At 46.4% G+C, this 16,094-nt stretch carries 12 protein-coding genes; all 12 read right to left on the bottom strand.

Going from position 1 to position 16,094, the window contains the following annotated elements; genetic code table 11:
* Positions 1-94: 94 nt before the first annotated feature.
* The 12 genes from QOZ98_RS06590 to QOZ98_RS06535 all read right to left on the bottom strand — a co-directional run bounded on the left by QOZ98_RS06590 (position 95) and on the right by QOZ98_RS06535 (position 15,992).
* Positions 95-298 carry a hypothetical protein gene (locus QOZ98_RS06590; RefSeq protein ID WP_308786689.1) on the bottom strand — a complete coding sequence of 68 codons (204 nt, stop codon included), beginning with the start codon at positions 296-298 and terminating at the stop codon, positions 95-97.
* A 174-nt stretch (positions 299-472) separates the two neighbouring features.
* Positions 473-1,039, bottom strand: a complete 567-nt coding sequence (locus tag QOZ98_RS06585) for a hypothetical protein (protein WP_308786688.1) — start codon at positions 1,037-1,039, stop codon at positions 473-475.
* Positions 1,040-1,266: 227 nt separating this feature from the next.
* The gene (locus tag QOZ98_RS06580) at positions 1,267-2,175 is read right to left on the bottom strand and encodes a hypothetical protein (RefSeq protein WP_308786687.1); all 909 of its coding nucleotides are present in this window, start codon (positions 2,173-2,175) and stop codon (positions 1,267-1,269) included.
* A gap of 117 nt (positions 2,176-2,292) precedes the next feature.
* Positions 2,293-2,607: a TM2 domain-containing protein gene (locus QOZ98_RS06575; RefSeq protein ID WP_308786686.1), complete on the bottom strand. Its 315-nt coding sequence runs from the start codon at positions 2,605-2,607 to the stop codon at positions 2,293-2,295.
* Between the two features lie 226 nt (positions 2,608-2,833).
* A complete protein-coding gene (locus tag QOZ98_RS06570; RefSeq protein WP_308786685.1) occupies positions 2,834-4,867 on the bottom strand; it encodes a beta-galactosidase in 2,034 nt (677 codons plus the stop codon).
* Between the two features lie 30 nt (positions 4,868-4,897).
* Positions 4,898-6,622: a glycoside hydrolase family 35 protein gene (locus tag QOZ98_RS06565; RefSeq protein WP_308786684.1), complete on the bottom strand. Its 1,725-nt coding sequence runs from the start codon at positions 6,620-6,622 to the stop codon at positions 4,898-4,900.
* 192 nt (positions 6,623-6,814) lie between these two features.
* A complete protein-coding gene (locus QOZ98_RS06560) occupies positions 6,815-9,025 on the bottom strand; it encodes an alpha-galactosidase (RefSeq protein WP_308786683.1) in 2,211 nt (736 codons plus the stop codon).
* Between the two features lie 309 nt (positions 9,026-9,334).
* On the bottom strand, positions 9,335-10,162 hold the full coding sequence (locus QOZ98_RS06555; RefSeq protein ID WP_142830808.1) for a carbohydrate ABC transporter permease: 828 nt from the start codon (positions 10,160-10,162) through the stop codon (positions 9,335-9,337).
* Positions 10,159-11,106, bottom strand: a complete 948-nt coding sequence (locus tag QOZ98_RS06550; RefSeq protein WP_308786682.1) for a carbohydrate ABC transporter permease — start codon at positions 11,104-11,106, stop codon at positions 10,159-10,161. Before QOZ98_RS06550 ends, QOZ98_RS06555 begins: the two co-directional genes overlap by 4 nt.
* Before the next feature lie 111 nt (positions 11,107-11,217).
* Positions 11,218-12,516 (bottom strand): ABC transporter substrate-binding protein, encoded by a 1,299-nt coding sequence (locus tag QOZ98_RS06545; protein WP_308786681.1) that lies wholly within the window; start codon positions 12,514-12,516, stop codon positions 11,218-11,220.
* A 142-nt stretch (positions 12,517-12,658) separates the two neighbouring features.
* Positions 12,659-14,473, bottom strand: a complete 1,815-nt coding sequence (locus QOZ98_RS06540; protein ID WP_308786680.1) for a sensor histidine kinase — start codon at positions 14,471-14,473, stop codon at positions 12,659-12,661.
* Positions 14,433-15,992, bottom strand: coding sequence for a response regulator transcription factor (locus QOZ98_RS06535; RefSeq protein ID WP_308786679.1), 1,560 nt, complete (start codon positions 15,990-15,992; stop codon positions 14,433-14,435). Before QOZ98_RS06535 ends, QOZ98_RS06540 begins: the two co-directional genes overlap by 41 nt.
* Between the last annotated feature and the right edge of the window lie 102 nt (positions 15,993-16,094).

The following is a 16,094-nucleotide window of genomic DNA, read 5'->3' as shown; positions in this document are numbered from 1 at the left end:
CAATGCAGCCAAAAAAGCCAGAACAAAGCTCAAAAACGGATCTGCTTTCTTCGAAATGATCGGTTCCTTTAGCCACGAGGCTAGTTTGCTTTTTCTATTTTCCATATAGACCTCTTTCGATGTTTTTATTTTTCTTTGCCAAAGCCGGCAAAAGAAATGCGTACAACAGGAATCCGCCAATGGCCTGGCCGATAACCACATTCCAGTCCGGTGCACCATCTAATATGTACGACACGATAAATCCTATGGAGCCAAAAGCTAATGTTCCCAAAATCGTGTTTCGAACGCGTTTGTTCATCCAATCCCACTTTCGTTTATCTGTATGTAAAACCTTCTCTTTTCACTCATACCCTTCTCTTTTGGCTGGAAACTAATTGTTAATATTGAAACACAAACAAGCCGGATCAAACAAAAAACTCGCACAGATGTTCCTGCCCAAGCTTTTTTGCTTCTATAACTTGCACTCATTTGCCTACTCCTGAATCTCCAGCAATTCAATCAAACGGATGACTCTCTCATCCTCTCCGGGATCGATCGCCACCAGCTCCGTGTTTTCAATGATGTCGTTGTAGAAATCCTCACCGGCAGGATATTCACCGTCCCAACGCAATGGCACACTGTACAGATTGATCGTGCCGTCTCCATTGCCACTGTATGTCACGGAGCCGTCCACCAAGCGTGATCCAGCCAGTTGAATGACATCTTCCGGATAAGCGGCGCTCGTGTCATCATCCGGATTAAGCGGCGTGCCTGCTGGGATGGTCTGGACGTACAAGCCGTCTATTTCCTGATTTGGTCCAAGCTGAAGCCACACTCTGGCGTATTCAACCTCCTCGCTGGAATACTCGGATAAGGCATCTTCCGAATTGGTTTCTTCTGTCGAAACGTCCTCTTCTGCTTCTTCCTCATTTGCCGGTACGCTTTCCTCCGGTTCCCCCCGGGCTTTTGAAGCGTCCATGATCGGCGCATCCTCTTCACCGCAGCCTGCCAACAGCAACAAAGCAGCACTCACATAAAAGATCTTTGCGACGCTCTTCATCCGTTCCGCCTCTCCTTTCTTTTGATCCGAATAGATAAGTTAGCAGTACATTCGATAAGAGAAGTCGGTTTTCCTGCATGTAAGCTCCTAAACATTAAATAAAAAACCAATCTGTCTGGAAGACACTATCATACACATTCCCTGTTGCAACATCCCACCAAAAAAGGCTGCCTGGCCCCAAAGAGTTTGGGGCTCAAGCAGCCTAAAGAAGGTGTTTTATTTCTGTCTCAATATCTGTTCTTGTATTCTGTCATAATCGTGCCGATAAGAATCCCCATCACTTGGCCTTTAAAGGCATCCGGAACAGATTCACCTGTCGGGTTCTTGTAATACAGAAGATTAGCTTCTTCATCGTAAGTAAATCCGATGTTCACCAACTTGTTTTTTAAGGATTCCGGCAGCCCTTCGCTGCCTGTCACACTTTTGAAGTACGGCGTTGTATAGATCGAAACGTCCACATCATCCAAACTGGATTCCAGAACGAATAAATCGCTGTCACTTTTCACAATCCATTGACCTTTTGAGCTGACCGCTATTTGCATATATTCCAAGTTAGAAATGCCGGACAAATTAACGCCGAAGATTTGATTGATCAGGGTGCGGCTTTCCTCACCAGTGAGTGAATAATCCCGTTCTTTAATGTAGCGGTCCATTACCTGGTTCTTCGTCATGTCCATAATTCGTGCGTCCTGCATTGTAGATTTCGGTTCCTCGTTTAAGGAAACCCGCAAGCTTTCCATAACTGCCGGTGGATAGATCGCCAGCTTGCTGCCATAGTCCATTTTCGATACATAGTTTAAATCGATGTCAAAAATCTCTTCCACAGCCAGACGAACTTCTTGGCCTTTAACCTTTTTGCCAAATGACGCTAAATAGTAGTTCATTACTTCCACTTTTGGCATCGTTTCGATCACACCGTCGGCTTGGGTAAACTTTTCATCCACGCCCAAACCAACTCGAACTGCCTTCATGACTTTCTTCGAATACTTGGCATCTTCTTTGATCTGCTGCGCTTCATAAGCTTGAGGATTGGCATTTGACGCTGCTTCTTGAGCAAAGACGCTTCCAACTCCGCCAGTCAAAGCAACACTAGTCATTAACATGAGTAAGATAAGTTTTTTAAATTGGTTTTTCAAGGGGATCCCTCTTTCTGATAGCTGAATTTTGTCGGCAGTCACTCTGTACAAACAAAAAACGCACCGAAAAGGTTCCGGAGACGTTTATTGTTTTCAGTCGATAAACTTAAAGATCGTTTAGTTGAAAGATTTTACTTGATTGATAGCATTTGTTTCAATCCGTTCATTAACCGCTCTGATGCGCCCTCCGATGAAAAATACATCTATGAGCGGCCAGATGAATAGTGTTAACCATCCAAAAAGAATCATGCATATTGCCATCCCGGTATTGCCAAGATAAAAGCGATGGGCGCCAAGCGTTCCAAGGAAGAACCATAATAAGTAAGCAACTAATGGCTTCTTCGATTTTGTTTCCATTTCCTGTTGGATAATTAATAATTGTTCACTGGTAAGACCCTGTTTGCTTTGAATACTTGAATTGAACGTTGTCATTCTCTCTTCTCCGTCTCTAAGGTTCACTATTTTTCCTTTATATTACAATATATAAATCTTTTAGTCTATATCAAAAGTAATGAATTTTTCATTTTTCATCTTAAAAAGAGTAACATAAATAAAATTCATATAAAAAATAATACAATAATGATAATTGTCGATGGTTATTTTCCAATAAAAAAAGCCCAGTTCAAATTGAACTTGGGCTCCTCAAAAACTCAGTTGCTTACACTTTTGCCAATATCAAAACGCCTTTTTCTTTCAACACCAGATTTCCGCTCACGTGTGCGTCCGTCAGCACTTCTTTATACTCGCTGTCCTGCAGTTCGATTGTAACGTCATCATTGTTGTGGTTCAACACAAACAAGTAGGTTTGGCCGTCTTTCACACGCTCGGTTGTCTCCACGCCTGCCGGTACGTCAAGCAATGGCTCGACGCCCGCTTCTTCGCATACGGTCTGCAGGAAGTCGACGAGGAATTCCGCATCCGGACTTGAAGCCACGTACCACGCTTTTCCTTTTCCGAACTTGTTGACGGTCAGGACCGGCATGCCTTTATAGAAGTCCGAGCCGTATTCTGCAACGGCTTCTGCGCCTTCTGTGTGGATCAAGTCAAACAACAAGTTGCATGAATACTTGCCGTTTAAACTTCCGCGTGATCCTTTTACGACGATTTGATTCGTTTCATCGGGGTGCAGCGCATCAATTTCTTCTGCCCAAATGCCAAGCACGTTGCGCAGTTCCCCTGGATAGCCGCCGAGTGTAACAATATCGGTTTCGTTGACGATGCCACTGAAGAACGTTGTCAGGAAGGTTCCGCCGTTCTCGACGAACTTCTCGATTTTCGCTGCATAGCCTTCTTTGACCATGTAAAGAACCGGTGCAATGACGACGTCGTATTTGCTCAAGTCTTCTTCGACGCCGATCATGTCGACCTGGACGTTCAATTTGTAGAGCGCATCGTAATATTTATGGACTTCGTTGACGTAGTCGAGCGATACGGAAGGTCCGCTTGACAGTTCGGTCGCCCAGCGGTTTTCCCAGTCAAAGACGATGGCTACTTTGGCGTTGACCCGTGCATCGAGCAAGGTATCCGATAGACCGTTTAATTCTTTCCCTAATTGGGCGACTTCATTGAATACGCGCGTGTTTTCATGCCCGACGTGTTCAATGACCGCTCCGTGGTATTTCTCGCAGGCCCCGACTGAGCGGCGCAGCTGGAAGTAAAGAATCGTATCTGCTCCGCGGCCGATTGCCTGGTAGCTCCACAAGCGCATAACGCCGGGACGTTTCAAAGAGTTATACGGCTGCCAGTTTTGCTGGCTTGGCGTCTGCTCCATCAGCATGAATGGCTGTCCGCCTTTCAATCCGCGCATCAAATCATGCGTCATCGCTGTGTAGCTGAACGGCGTATCAATTGCCGGGTAGTTGTCCCATGACACAACGTCCATTTCTTTTGCCCATTTGAAATAATCCAGCATCGGGTATGTACCCATCAAGTTGGTGGTGATCGGGATGTTTGTCGGCACATGTTTGCGGATAGCGTCGTATTCCAGCTTGTAGCAGTCCAAAAGGCTATCCGACTGGAAGCGGCGGTAATCAAGGGAAATACCCTGGAAATCAGAGACGTTGTCTTCCCGTTCTTCGCTTAGCATGTTCGGCGCCACGATTTCGTCCCATTCGTAGAACGTGTGACCCCAGAAACCGGTGTTCCAGGCTTTGTTGAGTTTTTCAAGTGTCCCGTATTTGTCGCTCAGCCAGCCGCGGAAAGCGTCCTGGCAGTTGTCGCAATAGCAGTAGCCGCCATATTCATTGGACACGTGCCAAATCAAGACGGCCGGGTGGTCTTTGTAGCGCTCCGCCAATGTTTCGGCGATCTTCTCGGAATACTTGCGGTATGTCGGGCTGTTCGGGCATGAGTTGTGGCGGCTGCCGAATTTGCGTTTGCGGCCGTAGAAATCCACACGCAACACGTCCGGATGTTTTTTCGCCATCCATGCCGGATGCGCTGCCGTACTTGTTGCCAGGCATGTGTAAATGCCGTTTTCATACAAGCGGTTGATTTTTTCATCGAGCCAGTCAAAGTTATAAGTATCTTCATTCGGCTGATTGAGTGCCCACGAAAAGACGTTTAATGTGGCCACGTCGATGCCAGCCAGTTTGAACATCCGGACGTCTTCGTCCCAGATTTCTTTTGAATCCCATTGTTCCGGGTTATAGTCCCCGCCGTGCCAAATCTTCGGTAATTTGTCGTTAATCATTCTTTTCCATCCCCTCTAGTTCAAGTTTGGTCAGCCCAGCTTTGGCTGATCCAGCAATTGGATTTGATTCGTAGTCGTGTTTTCCAGTTCCAACACGACGATTCTATTGTTTTCTTTTTTCAATAACGGACCTGGCAAGTATAGCCGCTGCTGCGGACCTGCTGAGTTCCAGTAGCACCCCAGATTAAAGCCGTTAATAAAGACATTGCCTTTTGTAAAACCATGCGTGTCGACATACGTGTCCAAGCCTTCTGCTGCATCGAACGAGCCACGGAAGAATTTCGGGAAGCGCTGCTCCTGGCTCGACTCATAGGCTTCCGGCAACCGGTCCAGCTCAATTTTGAACATGTCCCAGTGGAAGAAATACTGTTCGCCGAGCCACAGGTTCTTGATCAGGCCTTTGGGATCGGTCAAATGCTCGCCGTAATTGGCGCGTCCCATGTTTTCCACCAGAATTTCCAGCGTATTTATGATGTCTGGAAAATTCAAGGTCACCATTTTTTCCGTATCGTTGATATACACAGTGGTGATAAACTGGCCGTTGACATAGATCGAGCCGCGGTCGCGGATATTGCCTGAATTGAACTTCAGTTCGCCTTGGCGATTAATCGTCGTGTGGTAAAGTGTATAGCCGTATGCCTGGTCGATGTCTTCCATGGCGAGCGGCACAATGTGCTCGACTTTGCCGCTGATGTCTTCGAGGACATCAAACAAGCTGACCGATTCGGTGAGAGTGACTTCACCATATGCTTTCGTCGATGGTATTTCCTCGAAATCCGCCGGCACTTCCCTGTATTCGCTCAAGACTTTTTTGACTGCCTTGTATTTCTCGGTAATCGCCCCGCCCTCCGTCAGCAAGCTGTCGTAATCGTAGCTGGTGATCGTTGGGTAATAGATGTCGTAATGGTTGGCACCGTTCATGAAACCGAAGTTCGTGCCGCCGTGGAACATGTAGAAATTGACGGAGATGTTCTTCTCCATAATTTCCTTAAAGACCGCAGCAACGTCGTCCCCGCTCCGCACGGTATGTTCACCTGACCAGTAATCAAACCAGCCGATCCAAAACTCAGCCACCATTTTCGGTGAACCGGGTTTAAAGGCATCGAGCGCATCAAACGATTCGTCCACCCGCGAACCAAAGTTCAGCGTTGTGGTGACGTCCGGCAACGAACCTTGCTTGATAAAGTCCGGTCCATCTGACGTGAACAGGAATGTATCAAGTTCATGTTTTTGGTATTGGTCTTTATAGAAATCTAAGTACGCTAAATCATTGCCGTACGCGCCGTACTCATTTTCGATTTGCATCGCAATGACCGGACCGCCGTTTTGGTACAGGTGCTTTTTGAACTTCGGCAGCAATTCCGCAAAATAGTCTTCCACATGCTGGAGAAAAGACGGTTGGCTGCTTCGCATGACCATGCTTTTGTCTTTCAACAACCAGGACGGCAAGCCGCCCATTTCCCATTCTGCGCAAATGTATGGCGCCGGGCGCAGGATTACATACAGTCCGATAGTATGCGCAAGCTCGATAAAGCGTTCGATGTCCGCCATTCCGGAAAAGTTGAACTGGCCTTTTTTCGGCTCGTGGAAATTCCACGGAATGTAGGTCTCGACTGTATTCAGCCCCAGAGCCTTCAACTTCAGCAAGCGGTCTTCCCAATGCTCCGGCACCGTACGGAAATAGTGCATCCCGCCCGACAAGATCTGGAAAGGCTCGCCCTCAAAATAAAACGATTCGTTTTTAGCAGTCAGCACGTCGACGCCTCCTATGTAAGTTGGAGTGATGGTTTTTGATTTGTCGTTACAAGTAAAATCACTTTTTTTATAGCAGTTATCCAGCACCGGCGCGTCCACGGGCTAAGTGAAGCAAGAAGACAGATGGTTTTCCTGGCTTCTTGCGGGAGCTGTGCCCAAAGCGACCGATGCGATAGTAGAACTCAACACCACTTACACTCTGGTTAATTTATAAACAACAGAAGAAAAATCAACCGAATGTTCATTCGTGCGGTAGCGGTTTAGCTGAAGGCCTGCGCCCATCAGTTCGTCTCCGTAAAACGTGTCGTTTATTCCGTCGATCGCGTACTCGAATTCCGGGTTCAGTCCTTTAAAGAACACACGCGTGAATCCAGGATTGGGCTTGGCCAGCACTTGGTAATAGCCGAGTATCGCCTGATTTTGGTCGTCTGATACAACGGTCCAGCTGGTGATGTTGCCGTCTTCTGCAAACGGGCTTTCGATTCGGTAAAATTGTCCTTGCTGGATAAGCGAACGGTTTTCTTTGTAAAAAGCGATCTGTTGTTTGACAGTTTCTTTTTCCTGGTCTGACATCTTCGTCACATCAAGCTCGTATCCGAAAGCGCCAAAGTAGGCAACATTCGCCCGTGTCTCGAGGCTCGTGATCCGCCCGACTTGATGGTTCGGCACCGCGGATACGTGTGCGCCCATCGAGCTGATCGGGTAAACCAGCGATGTGCCGTATTGGATCTTCAAGCGTTCAACCGCATCGGTGTCGTCGCTCGTCCACCCTTGCGGCGCGTAATGCAGCAAGCCCGGATCGAACCGGCTGCCGCCTCCTGCACAGGACTCGAACAATACATGCGGAAATTCCGTTGTCAGCCGTTCATACAATGAATAAACGCCCAATATATAACGGTGGACCACTTCGCGCTGGCGGTTAGCCGGCAGTTCCAGGGAGCCGATTTCCGTCATATAGCGGTTCATGTCCCATTTCACATAGGAAATCGGTGCGTCCCGCAGCACTTTTGCCACTAAGCCGTGAATAAAATCCACCACTTCCTGTCGTGAGAAATCCAAAACAAACTGGTTTCGGCCATGCGACATTTTGCGATTGGGAACGTGGATGACCCAGTCCGGGTGTGTTTTATACAGTTCGCTTGCTTTCGACACCATTTCCGGCTCAAACCACAAGCCGAATTCCATGCCCAAGCCCGTTATGTCTTTGGCTAATTGAGCAAGGCCGTTCGGCAATTTGCGCTTGTCTTCAAACCAATCTCCTAAAGATGACGTATCGGCATCACGCTTGCCGAACCAGCCATCATCCAGGACGAAAAGTTCCACGCCCAATTCCTTGGATGACTTCGCAAGCTCAAATATTTTCTTTTCATCAAAATCGAAATAGGTCGCTTCCCAGTTGTTGATCAATACCGGCCGTTCACGGTCGCGCCATTGTCCGCGCGCCAGCCGCGTCCGGTACAGCTTGTGGAACGTCTGGCTCATTTCATTCAAGCCTTCTGCTGAATACACCATGACCACTTCCGGCGTCTGGAAACTCTCGCCGCTTTCCAGCAGCCAATTAAAATCAAACGGATTGATGCCGATCATCAAGCGGGTCACATCGTAATGGTCCACTTCCACTTGTGCCAGGAAATTGCCGCTGTAGACCAAACTCACACCGTACACTTCGCCTTGATGTTCCGTTGTCGAAGGACGTTTCAGTGCAAGAAACGGATTGTGCTGCGCACTGCTCGTTCCCCTTGTGCTGGCAATACTTTGAGTGCCTGGCACCAGTTTGCGGTTTTTAATATGCCGCTCTCTTGCCCAAGACCCTGACAGCTGCACCATTTCAAAATCCGAATCCGGCAAATCAAAGCTGGCACTCATCGCTCTCGTCAAATTGACATCCGCCTGCCCGCGATTGATAAATTGAGAAGATCGGGCAATTGCATTCAATCCTTCAAACACCGTATAAGAAAGCCGGACTTCCACATCGATTTCCTTATCGTACAAATAAACTTCCAGCGTCGTTGCCTCATCCTCATTTTCCACATACGTCGCAGGCAAGCCTTCCAGCCCTTTTTTCCCTTGATAGATATCATGGCTTTGGTAAACAAAATTCGTGATGCGGCTGCCGCCTTCTTGCAGCACCTGATATGCAGGTTCACGGAAATCCGTTGCTCCGTATGCCGGATACTCCTGCTTGATCAAATCCAGCGAAAAAACAAGATCCCCTTCATTGACGCAAGCCGTGTTCGGCGCCTCTTCCACATGGAACAAACGCTCGAACGACTCCCGATGGCGCAGCTTCTTGCCGTAATAAAGATGGCCAAGCTGCCCATTTTCCAAAACACTGAGAATATAACTTACTTTTTCACTTTGCAGATGAAACTCACGTGTGGATTCGTTATATAAAATCGGCACAATTTACCTCCTACTTGTAACTTAGATAAAGTGGACTTCTTACCCGCTTCGGTCGCTCTGGGCATAGCTCCCGCAAAAAGCCAGGAAAACCACCTGTCTTCTTGCTTCGCCTAGCCCCTGGACGCGCCGGCGCTAAGTAACTGACTAACTGATAGCAACTATACTTTTCCACTACATAATTAGATATGGAGCAAAATAGCGAAGACGCCTGCGGGAAAGCGAGACAGCCGAGACCCTGCAGGAGCGCAGCGACGAAGCGGCTTGGCGCTCGCCCGCGGCAAGCGCAGCTATTTTGCGGAATATCGATTATTACCCCTTAACCGACCCCATCATTCCCGCAACAAAGTGTTTCTGCATCAGGAAGAATACAAGTGCAGTCGGCAATGTGGCGATGACGATGGCAGACATGATCACGCCATAATCTGGTGAGTAGCTTGATCCCAAATTTGAAATCAACAACGGGATCGTTCTTTTTTCCGGTGATTGCAAAATGACCAATGGCCATAAGTAGTTGTTCCAGCTGTTCATGAACGAAATGATTGCTGCTGCTGCATACGTCGTTTTCATCGTTGGCATATAGATGCGGAAGAAAACGCCAAGTTCACTCAAGCCGTCAATTCGTCCTGCTTCCACCAAATCTTTCGGGAACATTTTGGTGTTCTGGCGGAAGAAAAAGATAAAGAACGCCGTAGTCGCTGTCGGCAAAATAACTGCGCCGAGCGAGTCAATTCCGATTAACGGTGCTGTGTCGCTGATGCTGCCGAACATGCGGTACAACGGAACCATGATCGCCGCAAACGGAATCATCATCGACAACAGCAAAATATTAAAGATGATGTCTTTTCCTCTGCTGCGGTGAATTTCAAAGCCATAGCCGGCAAGCGAAGCCAGCAGGAGCGTTAACACGGTGGTGATGACCGCAATAATGGTCGAGTTGATCAAAGCCGGGACGATATCGATCGTCGAAAACAAAGTTTTCATGTTTTCGATCAAGTGGGTTCCAGGCAATAAGCGCCCCTGGGTCACATCCACCGATTTGTTCGTGATGCTGACGAGCATCCACAAGAAAGGAAAAATGGAGACGATGGCTGCGAGACTTAAGAATACATAAATAAAGATTCGTTTTACGTTTTTCATTTTTTCTCACCCGCCACTCTGAATTGAATAATTGAAAGAATTACCACTAAAATTACGATGACGTAGGATACCGTTGATGCGTAACCAAAGTCAGGCGTGTATTCGAATGAAAGATTGTAAATGTATTGCGAAATCGAGATTGTCGCATTTCCGGGTCCGCCGTTGGTGATGTTGACGATTTCATCAAAAATCTGCAATGTACCGATTGTTGACGTAATCGATGTGAACAAAATAATCGGCTTCAGCATCGGCACAGTAATCTGGAAAAACTGCTGGATAGAGTTGGCTCCATCAATTCGTGCCGCTTCGTAAATCGACTTGTCGACGTTTTGCAAAGCTGCCAGATAGAAAATCATGTTATAGCCTGTCCATCTCCACGTAATCGCAAGGATGATGACCACTTTCGCCCATACAGGATCAGCTAAAAAGTTGATCGATTCGGGAATAAAACCAAAGTTGAGCAAAAATATGTTGATGATGCCATCGATTCCGAACAAGTATTTAAAGATGACTGAGTAAGCTACCAGTGACGTAACACATGGCAAGAAAATCGCGATTCTGAAAAATCCTCTGAATTTCAATTTCGGATCATTTAACAGGACGGAAAAGAATAACGCCAATACAATCATCAATGGCACTTGAATGAGCAGGTAAATTGATGTATTGGTTAGCGCTGCGATAAACGTCGGGTCGCCGAACAATCGCTGCCAGTTGGATAAGCCCGTAAATTCCAGGTTTCCACCCATTCCAGTCTGGAACGACAACAGGAACGCCTGGACCATCGGGTAAAAGTTAAAGATTGTAATTGCGATGACTGAGATAATGATAAACAGCCAACCAACTTTTTTCTTGAAATACACACCTGTTTTTTCGCGTTTGGTTTCTTTATAGCGCAAGCGCACTGGAAGATCCATTTCGCCTTTTTTGGTTGATTGCTGACTCATGCTTCTCATTCCTCCTATAAAAAAACCTTGAGCTGAGCCGCACTGGTGAGCGTTAAAGCACTTCTACCAGTTATTCGGCGGCAACTCAAGGCTTCATTTATTTCCAATCCATTATTTGAGTTGTGCTTCAGCTTGTCCTTGGACATTTTCAAGTACTGTCGTAAGCTCTGCGCCGTTCAAATAATCTTGCATTCCAGTGACCAAAATGTCTTCAATTGCGTACGTGTGAAGGCCATAGTTGACGGCTGGAATTTCGTCTGTCCATGTAGAAAGATCTGTGAGAAGCTGCTGTCCGCCAAAGAATTCATCTTCAACTGCATAGGCATCTCCTTCAGCTGCTGGTGAATACGTTCCAAGAGCACCGATGTCTTCGACAAGTGTCTGGTACAAATCAGGATTTGAACCGAATGTGTTCAGCATGAAATCTGCTGCCTGTTCTTTGCCATCCACGTTCAATACGTACCACGAGCTGCCGCCCAAGTTAGAAGAGTTTACTGCGCCTTCCATATCCAAACGCGGCATTGGTACTACTGCCCAGTTGCCTGATTGATCTGCTGCTTGCTTAACGCTTGGCGTAATCCAGTTTCCTGTTGGAACACTGGCAACATCGCCGCTGTTGAATGCGCCAACAAACTGGCTCCAGTCAGAAACGATTTTTGCGATGTCCGCATCCATCATTTCTTTGTATGTTTCAAATGCTTTTTCAAGTGATTCGTTGCCGGCCAGGTTCGGTGTTGAACCGTCTTCATCCACATACCATGAACCGTTTGTCTGAATCATCATGCGAACTTGAGCCAAATCGTTCGGATCCAATGTCAGCATGTTTTTGCCTGTTGCTTCTTTTACATCTTTACCAATTTCAATGTATTCATCCCACGTGATATTCGTTACGTCTTCCACTGTGTATCCTGCTTCTTCAAGATAGTCTGTACGGACATACAATGCAGCTACACCAGAATCGAATGGCAATCCGTATTGCTCTCCTTCAAAGCTTGTTGTAGCAATTTTATATTCTGCAAAGTCATCTGAATTGATAACGTCCGTCAGCGGATGGAATGCATCCGGATAAGCTTGCAGGAAGCTTTGTGCACGGTAATCTTCAATCAGGACAATGTTTGGCATTCCGTTTGTTGTACCAGAGCTAAGCCCTGTGTTTAATTTTTGAATAATATCGTCCTGTGCATTTTCAATGACTTCGACTTCATACTCGCCGTCTCCGTTGTAAGCCTCTTTTGCATTTTCAAGAGCTGCAATGTTGAATGCCGGATCCCAAGCCCAAGCTGTAATTGTATCTACACTTGATGAACCTTCTGAACCGCCGCCTTCACTTGTTTCTTCATCCCCCGAAGAACAAGCTGCCAACACAACCATACCGACTACCAGTAATAGCATAAGATAAAACTTCTTCATCAAAAATCCCCCTTTTTGTAAGCGCTTAACTTTTCGCCTTACATACAGTATAGCGACCAAAAAAAAAAGATTGTTAGCACAATCTTTAGGTGTTTTATTCGAAAATTTTTAGATATTTCAAATTTTTCTGTATTCTATTGTACTATTCTTGGAAACTTGTAATTTTGTTGGGTTTTACCAGTGTATCGGTTTTCTGAAGAGGCAATTCCACTTTCACTTTTGTGCCTTCGCCTTTATTGCTGGTGATTTCTACGCCGTATTCTTCCCCATAAAGCATTTGGATGCGTTCATGGACATTGCGGATGCCAATCCCGCTAAACAGATGGCGTTTCTCTTTAATATCTTCTTTCGTATAATCGCCCTTCATCTCCATGCCATCGCCATTATCGGCGATTTCGCACAACAGATTCTCGCCTTTTTGGGACACCAGAATTTGCACGAATCCTTCTTTTTTCTCGTTAAACGCATGGAAAAAGGCGTTTTCGATAAACGGCTGAAGAATCAGCTTCGGCAACTGGCAATCGAGGCAATCCGGCGAAATGAAGAAATTCACTTTGATTCCTTCGCCATACCGCGATTGGTTGATCAGGACGTAGTTTTTCAAATCCTTTATTTCCTGTTCCACGGTGATGGTTTGATCGACATTGCTGAGTGCGTTTTGCAGCAGCGAAATAAGCGCGTGAATCATATCGGTCGCATTTTCTTTTTTGCCTTGCTGGATCATAAATTTGATCGATGCCAAGGTGTTGTAAATAAAATGCGGGTTGATTTGATGCTGCAGCGCCATCAGTTCCGCGCTACGCTGCTTTTGCTGCGCTTGAACGACGAGATCAACGTATTCCTGCAATTCGCTGAGCATGGAGTTGAATGCATTGGCGATTTTCTTCGCTTCGTAGCCGCCGGTTTCAGCGACCGGCATATTAAAATCGTGTTTGGCCATTGCCGAAATTTGCTTGACCAAACGGCTGATGGAGTTGGTCATCCGGCGGGATATGATAAACACGACGATGACGGCAAGCAGCACGATGCCAAGGCTGATCAACAGAATTTCTTTGGTGTTGACCAAATTGTCCAGGACCGCGTTTTTATCCACCAAGTTCACAAGGTACATATTATAAGTCGGAAGGTATTGGGACATTAGCATATAGTCCTTGCCGAAAACATGGACATCTTTGAATTCCAGTTCCTCATCTTCTACTTCTTTTGCCAATGCCATAACGTCGATCGCTTCGTCACCGATCATTTCTTCTTTGTTGCTGGAAACGATCCTTCCGGTTTCATCGACCAGCAGTACTTCGGTTTCCATGCTCGTGTAGCCTTCGTAGAACTGTTTCAGCTGCGCTTCCCGAATTGGAAAATACAGGACGCCGTAGATTTCACCGGTAGACCTTTCCATGAGCGCTTTTGTTGCGACAATCATCGGTTCGTCCGTAAACGAAGTGGACGGCAAGTATTGATAAAGCAGCGTGTTCGGCCGATTGATCGTATACTCAGTGATCGGATGGTTTCTCAGCACTTCCCACGAGACCGGCCAATTCGAATAATTTACGTTGTACAGCCGCTCGTTGTTGCCGAGCACAATCATATTGGCATCATACGACTCGACTGTCGGGTAGATGCGTTCAATCTGCTCGCTGATGTCATGATAAGATCTGAACGTTTCAATGGTAGTGGCATCTGTTTGGGTCAACACCCTTTTGATGGTGCCGTTGTTTTGGACTTGGTTCATCGCACTGACGACAGCAAAGCTATAGTCTTCAAACTGGATTTCAATCTGTTCCAGCGCTTTTGTGTTTGAAATGCTGAAAGTTTCCATAAATAAATTGGAAGACATCCGGATCGAGCTGAACGTGATCAGCAGGGACACAGCGACGATGCTGAGCACCATAATCAGGAACATTTTAACAAACAGGCTGTTATTTCTTAAGACTAGAAAGGCCTTTTTCTTCATTTTCATGGCGGGCTTGGAGCTCCTTTCGGTAACTGCCTGGAGACATCCCGGTTATGCGCTTAAACACTTTGCAAAAATAGCTATGCTCTGAATAGCCCACCATTCCGCTGATGTTCGAAATGGATACTGTGCTGTTTTCCAGCAGCTCCATCGATTTCTTGATCCTCACCCGGTTCAAGTATTCGCTGAACCCTTCTTTATGGTGCGTGCTGAAATAAGAAGACAGGTAGGAAGCGTTAAAGTGAAAATGATTGGCGATTTCAGACAGCCGAAGCGGCTCTGTATAATGCTGCTCAATATACCCCAGAATCTTATCGAGGTTGTTGGACTCGTTTGCTTTGTCGCCCACAAGCATGATGGTCCGCACCTCTTCCAAAAATTCGTTGAATTGATCGAATGCTTCTTTGGCATGCTTCGCTTCGTTGATCGCCGAGAAATAACCGTACTTTTTTTCTTCAAGTTCTTGGGTATCGTATTTCATGGCATCCAATAGCACGATGACGTTAAAGACAATATTGCCTAAAAACGACTTGAATTCAAAACTGTCGTTGTTGTAGCGCCCCGCCAAATAATCCACATGGTCTTCCAAATAAGTAAAAGCCGCATTGAACAAGCGGTCTTTGAACAGCTCGATAAAATGATTCAAATCGAAGTTGTCCTGTTTTTCATTTTCTTCCGGCAGGTTGTCGTAACTGAATAAATTCGCATCCGGCAAATAAAACATATACTTTTTCATCTTCATGCGGCCTTCATCGTGAACTCTTTTGATGTCGTCGATCGCATCGAACGGCTCGAACAACATCCACGCGGCATCCGAAGTTTCCGCTGCCTGTTGTTCAATCGTCCTTTTGATGTTGTCCAGCTGATCCCGGTTGAAGTTCAGCAAAATCACGGTTTCTGTTTCGCTGGAATTTAGAGCGAATACCGGCAGTTCTTTCAAACTCAATCGTTGCAGTCCCGCTTTCAGCTGGAATGGATCCAGGTTTTTCCCCTGGACATCCAGCAAGGCAAAGCCGCTGTTAGGCAGCGCATTGGCCAAAACTGTCTGATCCAACGAAAAATCGTAGCCCAAAATCATGTTTTCCAATATTTCTTCAGTAGAACGTTCCGGCTTGACGGCCGACACGCAATGCTGCAAATCTGGAATCCGGCTGACGACCCGGTTCAAGATTTTCAACAATTCAGGCCCATTCAACTTGGGCTTTAATATATAATCGGCGACTCCGTTCTGGAACGTCGAGCGCACATAATCGAAGTTTTCAAAACTGCTCAAGACAATGAACTCAGTGTCCGGAAACGCTTTCTTCCCTTCCCTGACCAGATCGATGCCGTCCATGATCGGCATGACAATGTCGGTGACGACAATATGCGGTGAAAACTCCGCAATCAATTGCAGCGCTTCTTTGCCGTTCGAAGCCTCCCCGACAATTTGAAATCCCTCTTGTTCCCAGTCAATATAATTAATGATCCCTTGCCTGATCAACATTTCATCATCCACAATCAGAACTTTGCACGCTTCTCCCATGAAATTTCCCCCTTAGATTACAACTCACAAGATTTTTCCCTTGGCGCAGCTCTCTATCTTTTGAATAAAATCAGTTGTCCCATTTCGTCAATTTGGCCATTT

This window comes from Planomicrobium stackebrandtii, assembly GCF_030814955.1.
GTDB lineage: Bacteria > Bacillota > Bacilli > Bacillales_A > Planococcaceae > Planococcus > Planococcus stackebrandtii.
The sequence above is the reverse complement of the archived record's forward strand: the minus strand, read 5'-3'. Positions and strand labels throughout refer to the sequence as shown.

Excerpts from the sequence above, each read along its gene's own strand:
- QOZ98_RS06535 (WP_308786679.1), bottom strand. The coding sequence starts at position 15,992 with ATGGGAGAAGCGTGCAAAGTTCTGATTGTGGATGATGAAATGTTGATC.
- QOZ98_RS06585 (WP_308786688.1), bottom strand. The coding sequence starts at position 1,039 with ATGAAGAGCGTCGCAAAGATCTTTTATGTGAGTGCTGCTTTGTTGCTG.
- QOZ98_RS06550 (WP_308786682.1), bottom strand. The coding sequence starts at position 11,106 with ATGAGTCAGCAATCAACCAAAAAAGGCGAAATGGATCTTCCAGTGCGC.
- QOZ98_RS06575 (WP_308786686.1), bottom strand. The coding sequence starts at position 2,607 with ATGACAACGTTCAATTCAAGTATTCAAAGCAAACAGGGTCTTACCAGT.
- QOZ98_RS06555 (WP_142830808.1), bottom strand. The coding sequence starts at position 10,162 with ATGAAAAACGTAAAACGAATCTTTATTTATGTATTCTTAAGTCTCGCA.
- QOZ98_RS06540 (WP_308786680.1), bottom strand. The coding sequence starts at position 14,473 with ATGAAAATGAAGAAAAAGGCCTTTCTAGTCTTAAGAAATAACAGCCTG.
- QOZ98_RS06590 (WP_308786689.1), bottom strand. The coding sequence starts at position 298 with ATGAACAAACGCGTTCGAAACACGATTTTGGGAACATTAGCTTTTGGC.
- QOZ98_RS06570 (WP_308786685.1), bottom strand. The coding sequence starts at position 4,867 with ATGATTAACGACAAATTACCGAAGATTTGGCACGGCGGGGACTATAAC.
- QOZ98_RS06545 (WP_308786681.1), bottom strand. The coding sequence starts at position 12,516 with ATGAAGAAGTTTTATCTTATGCTATTACTGGTAGTCGGTATGGTTGTG.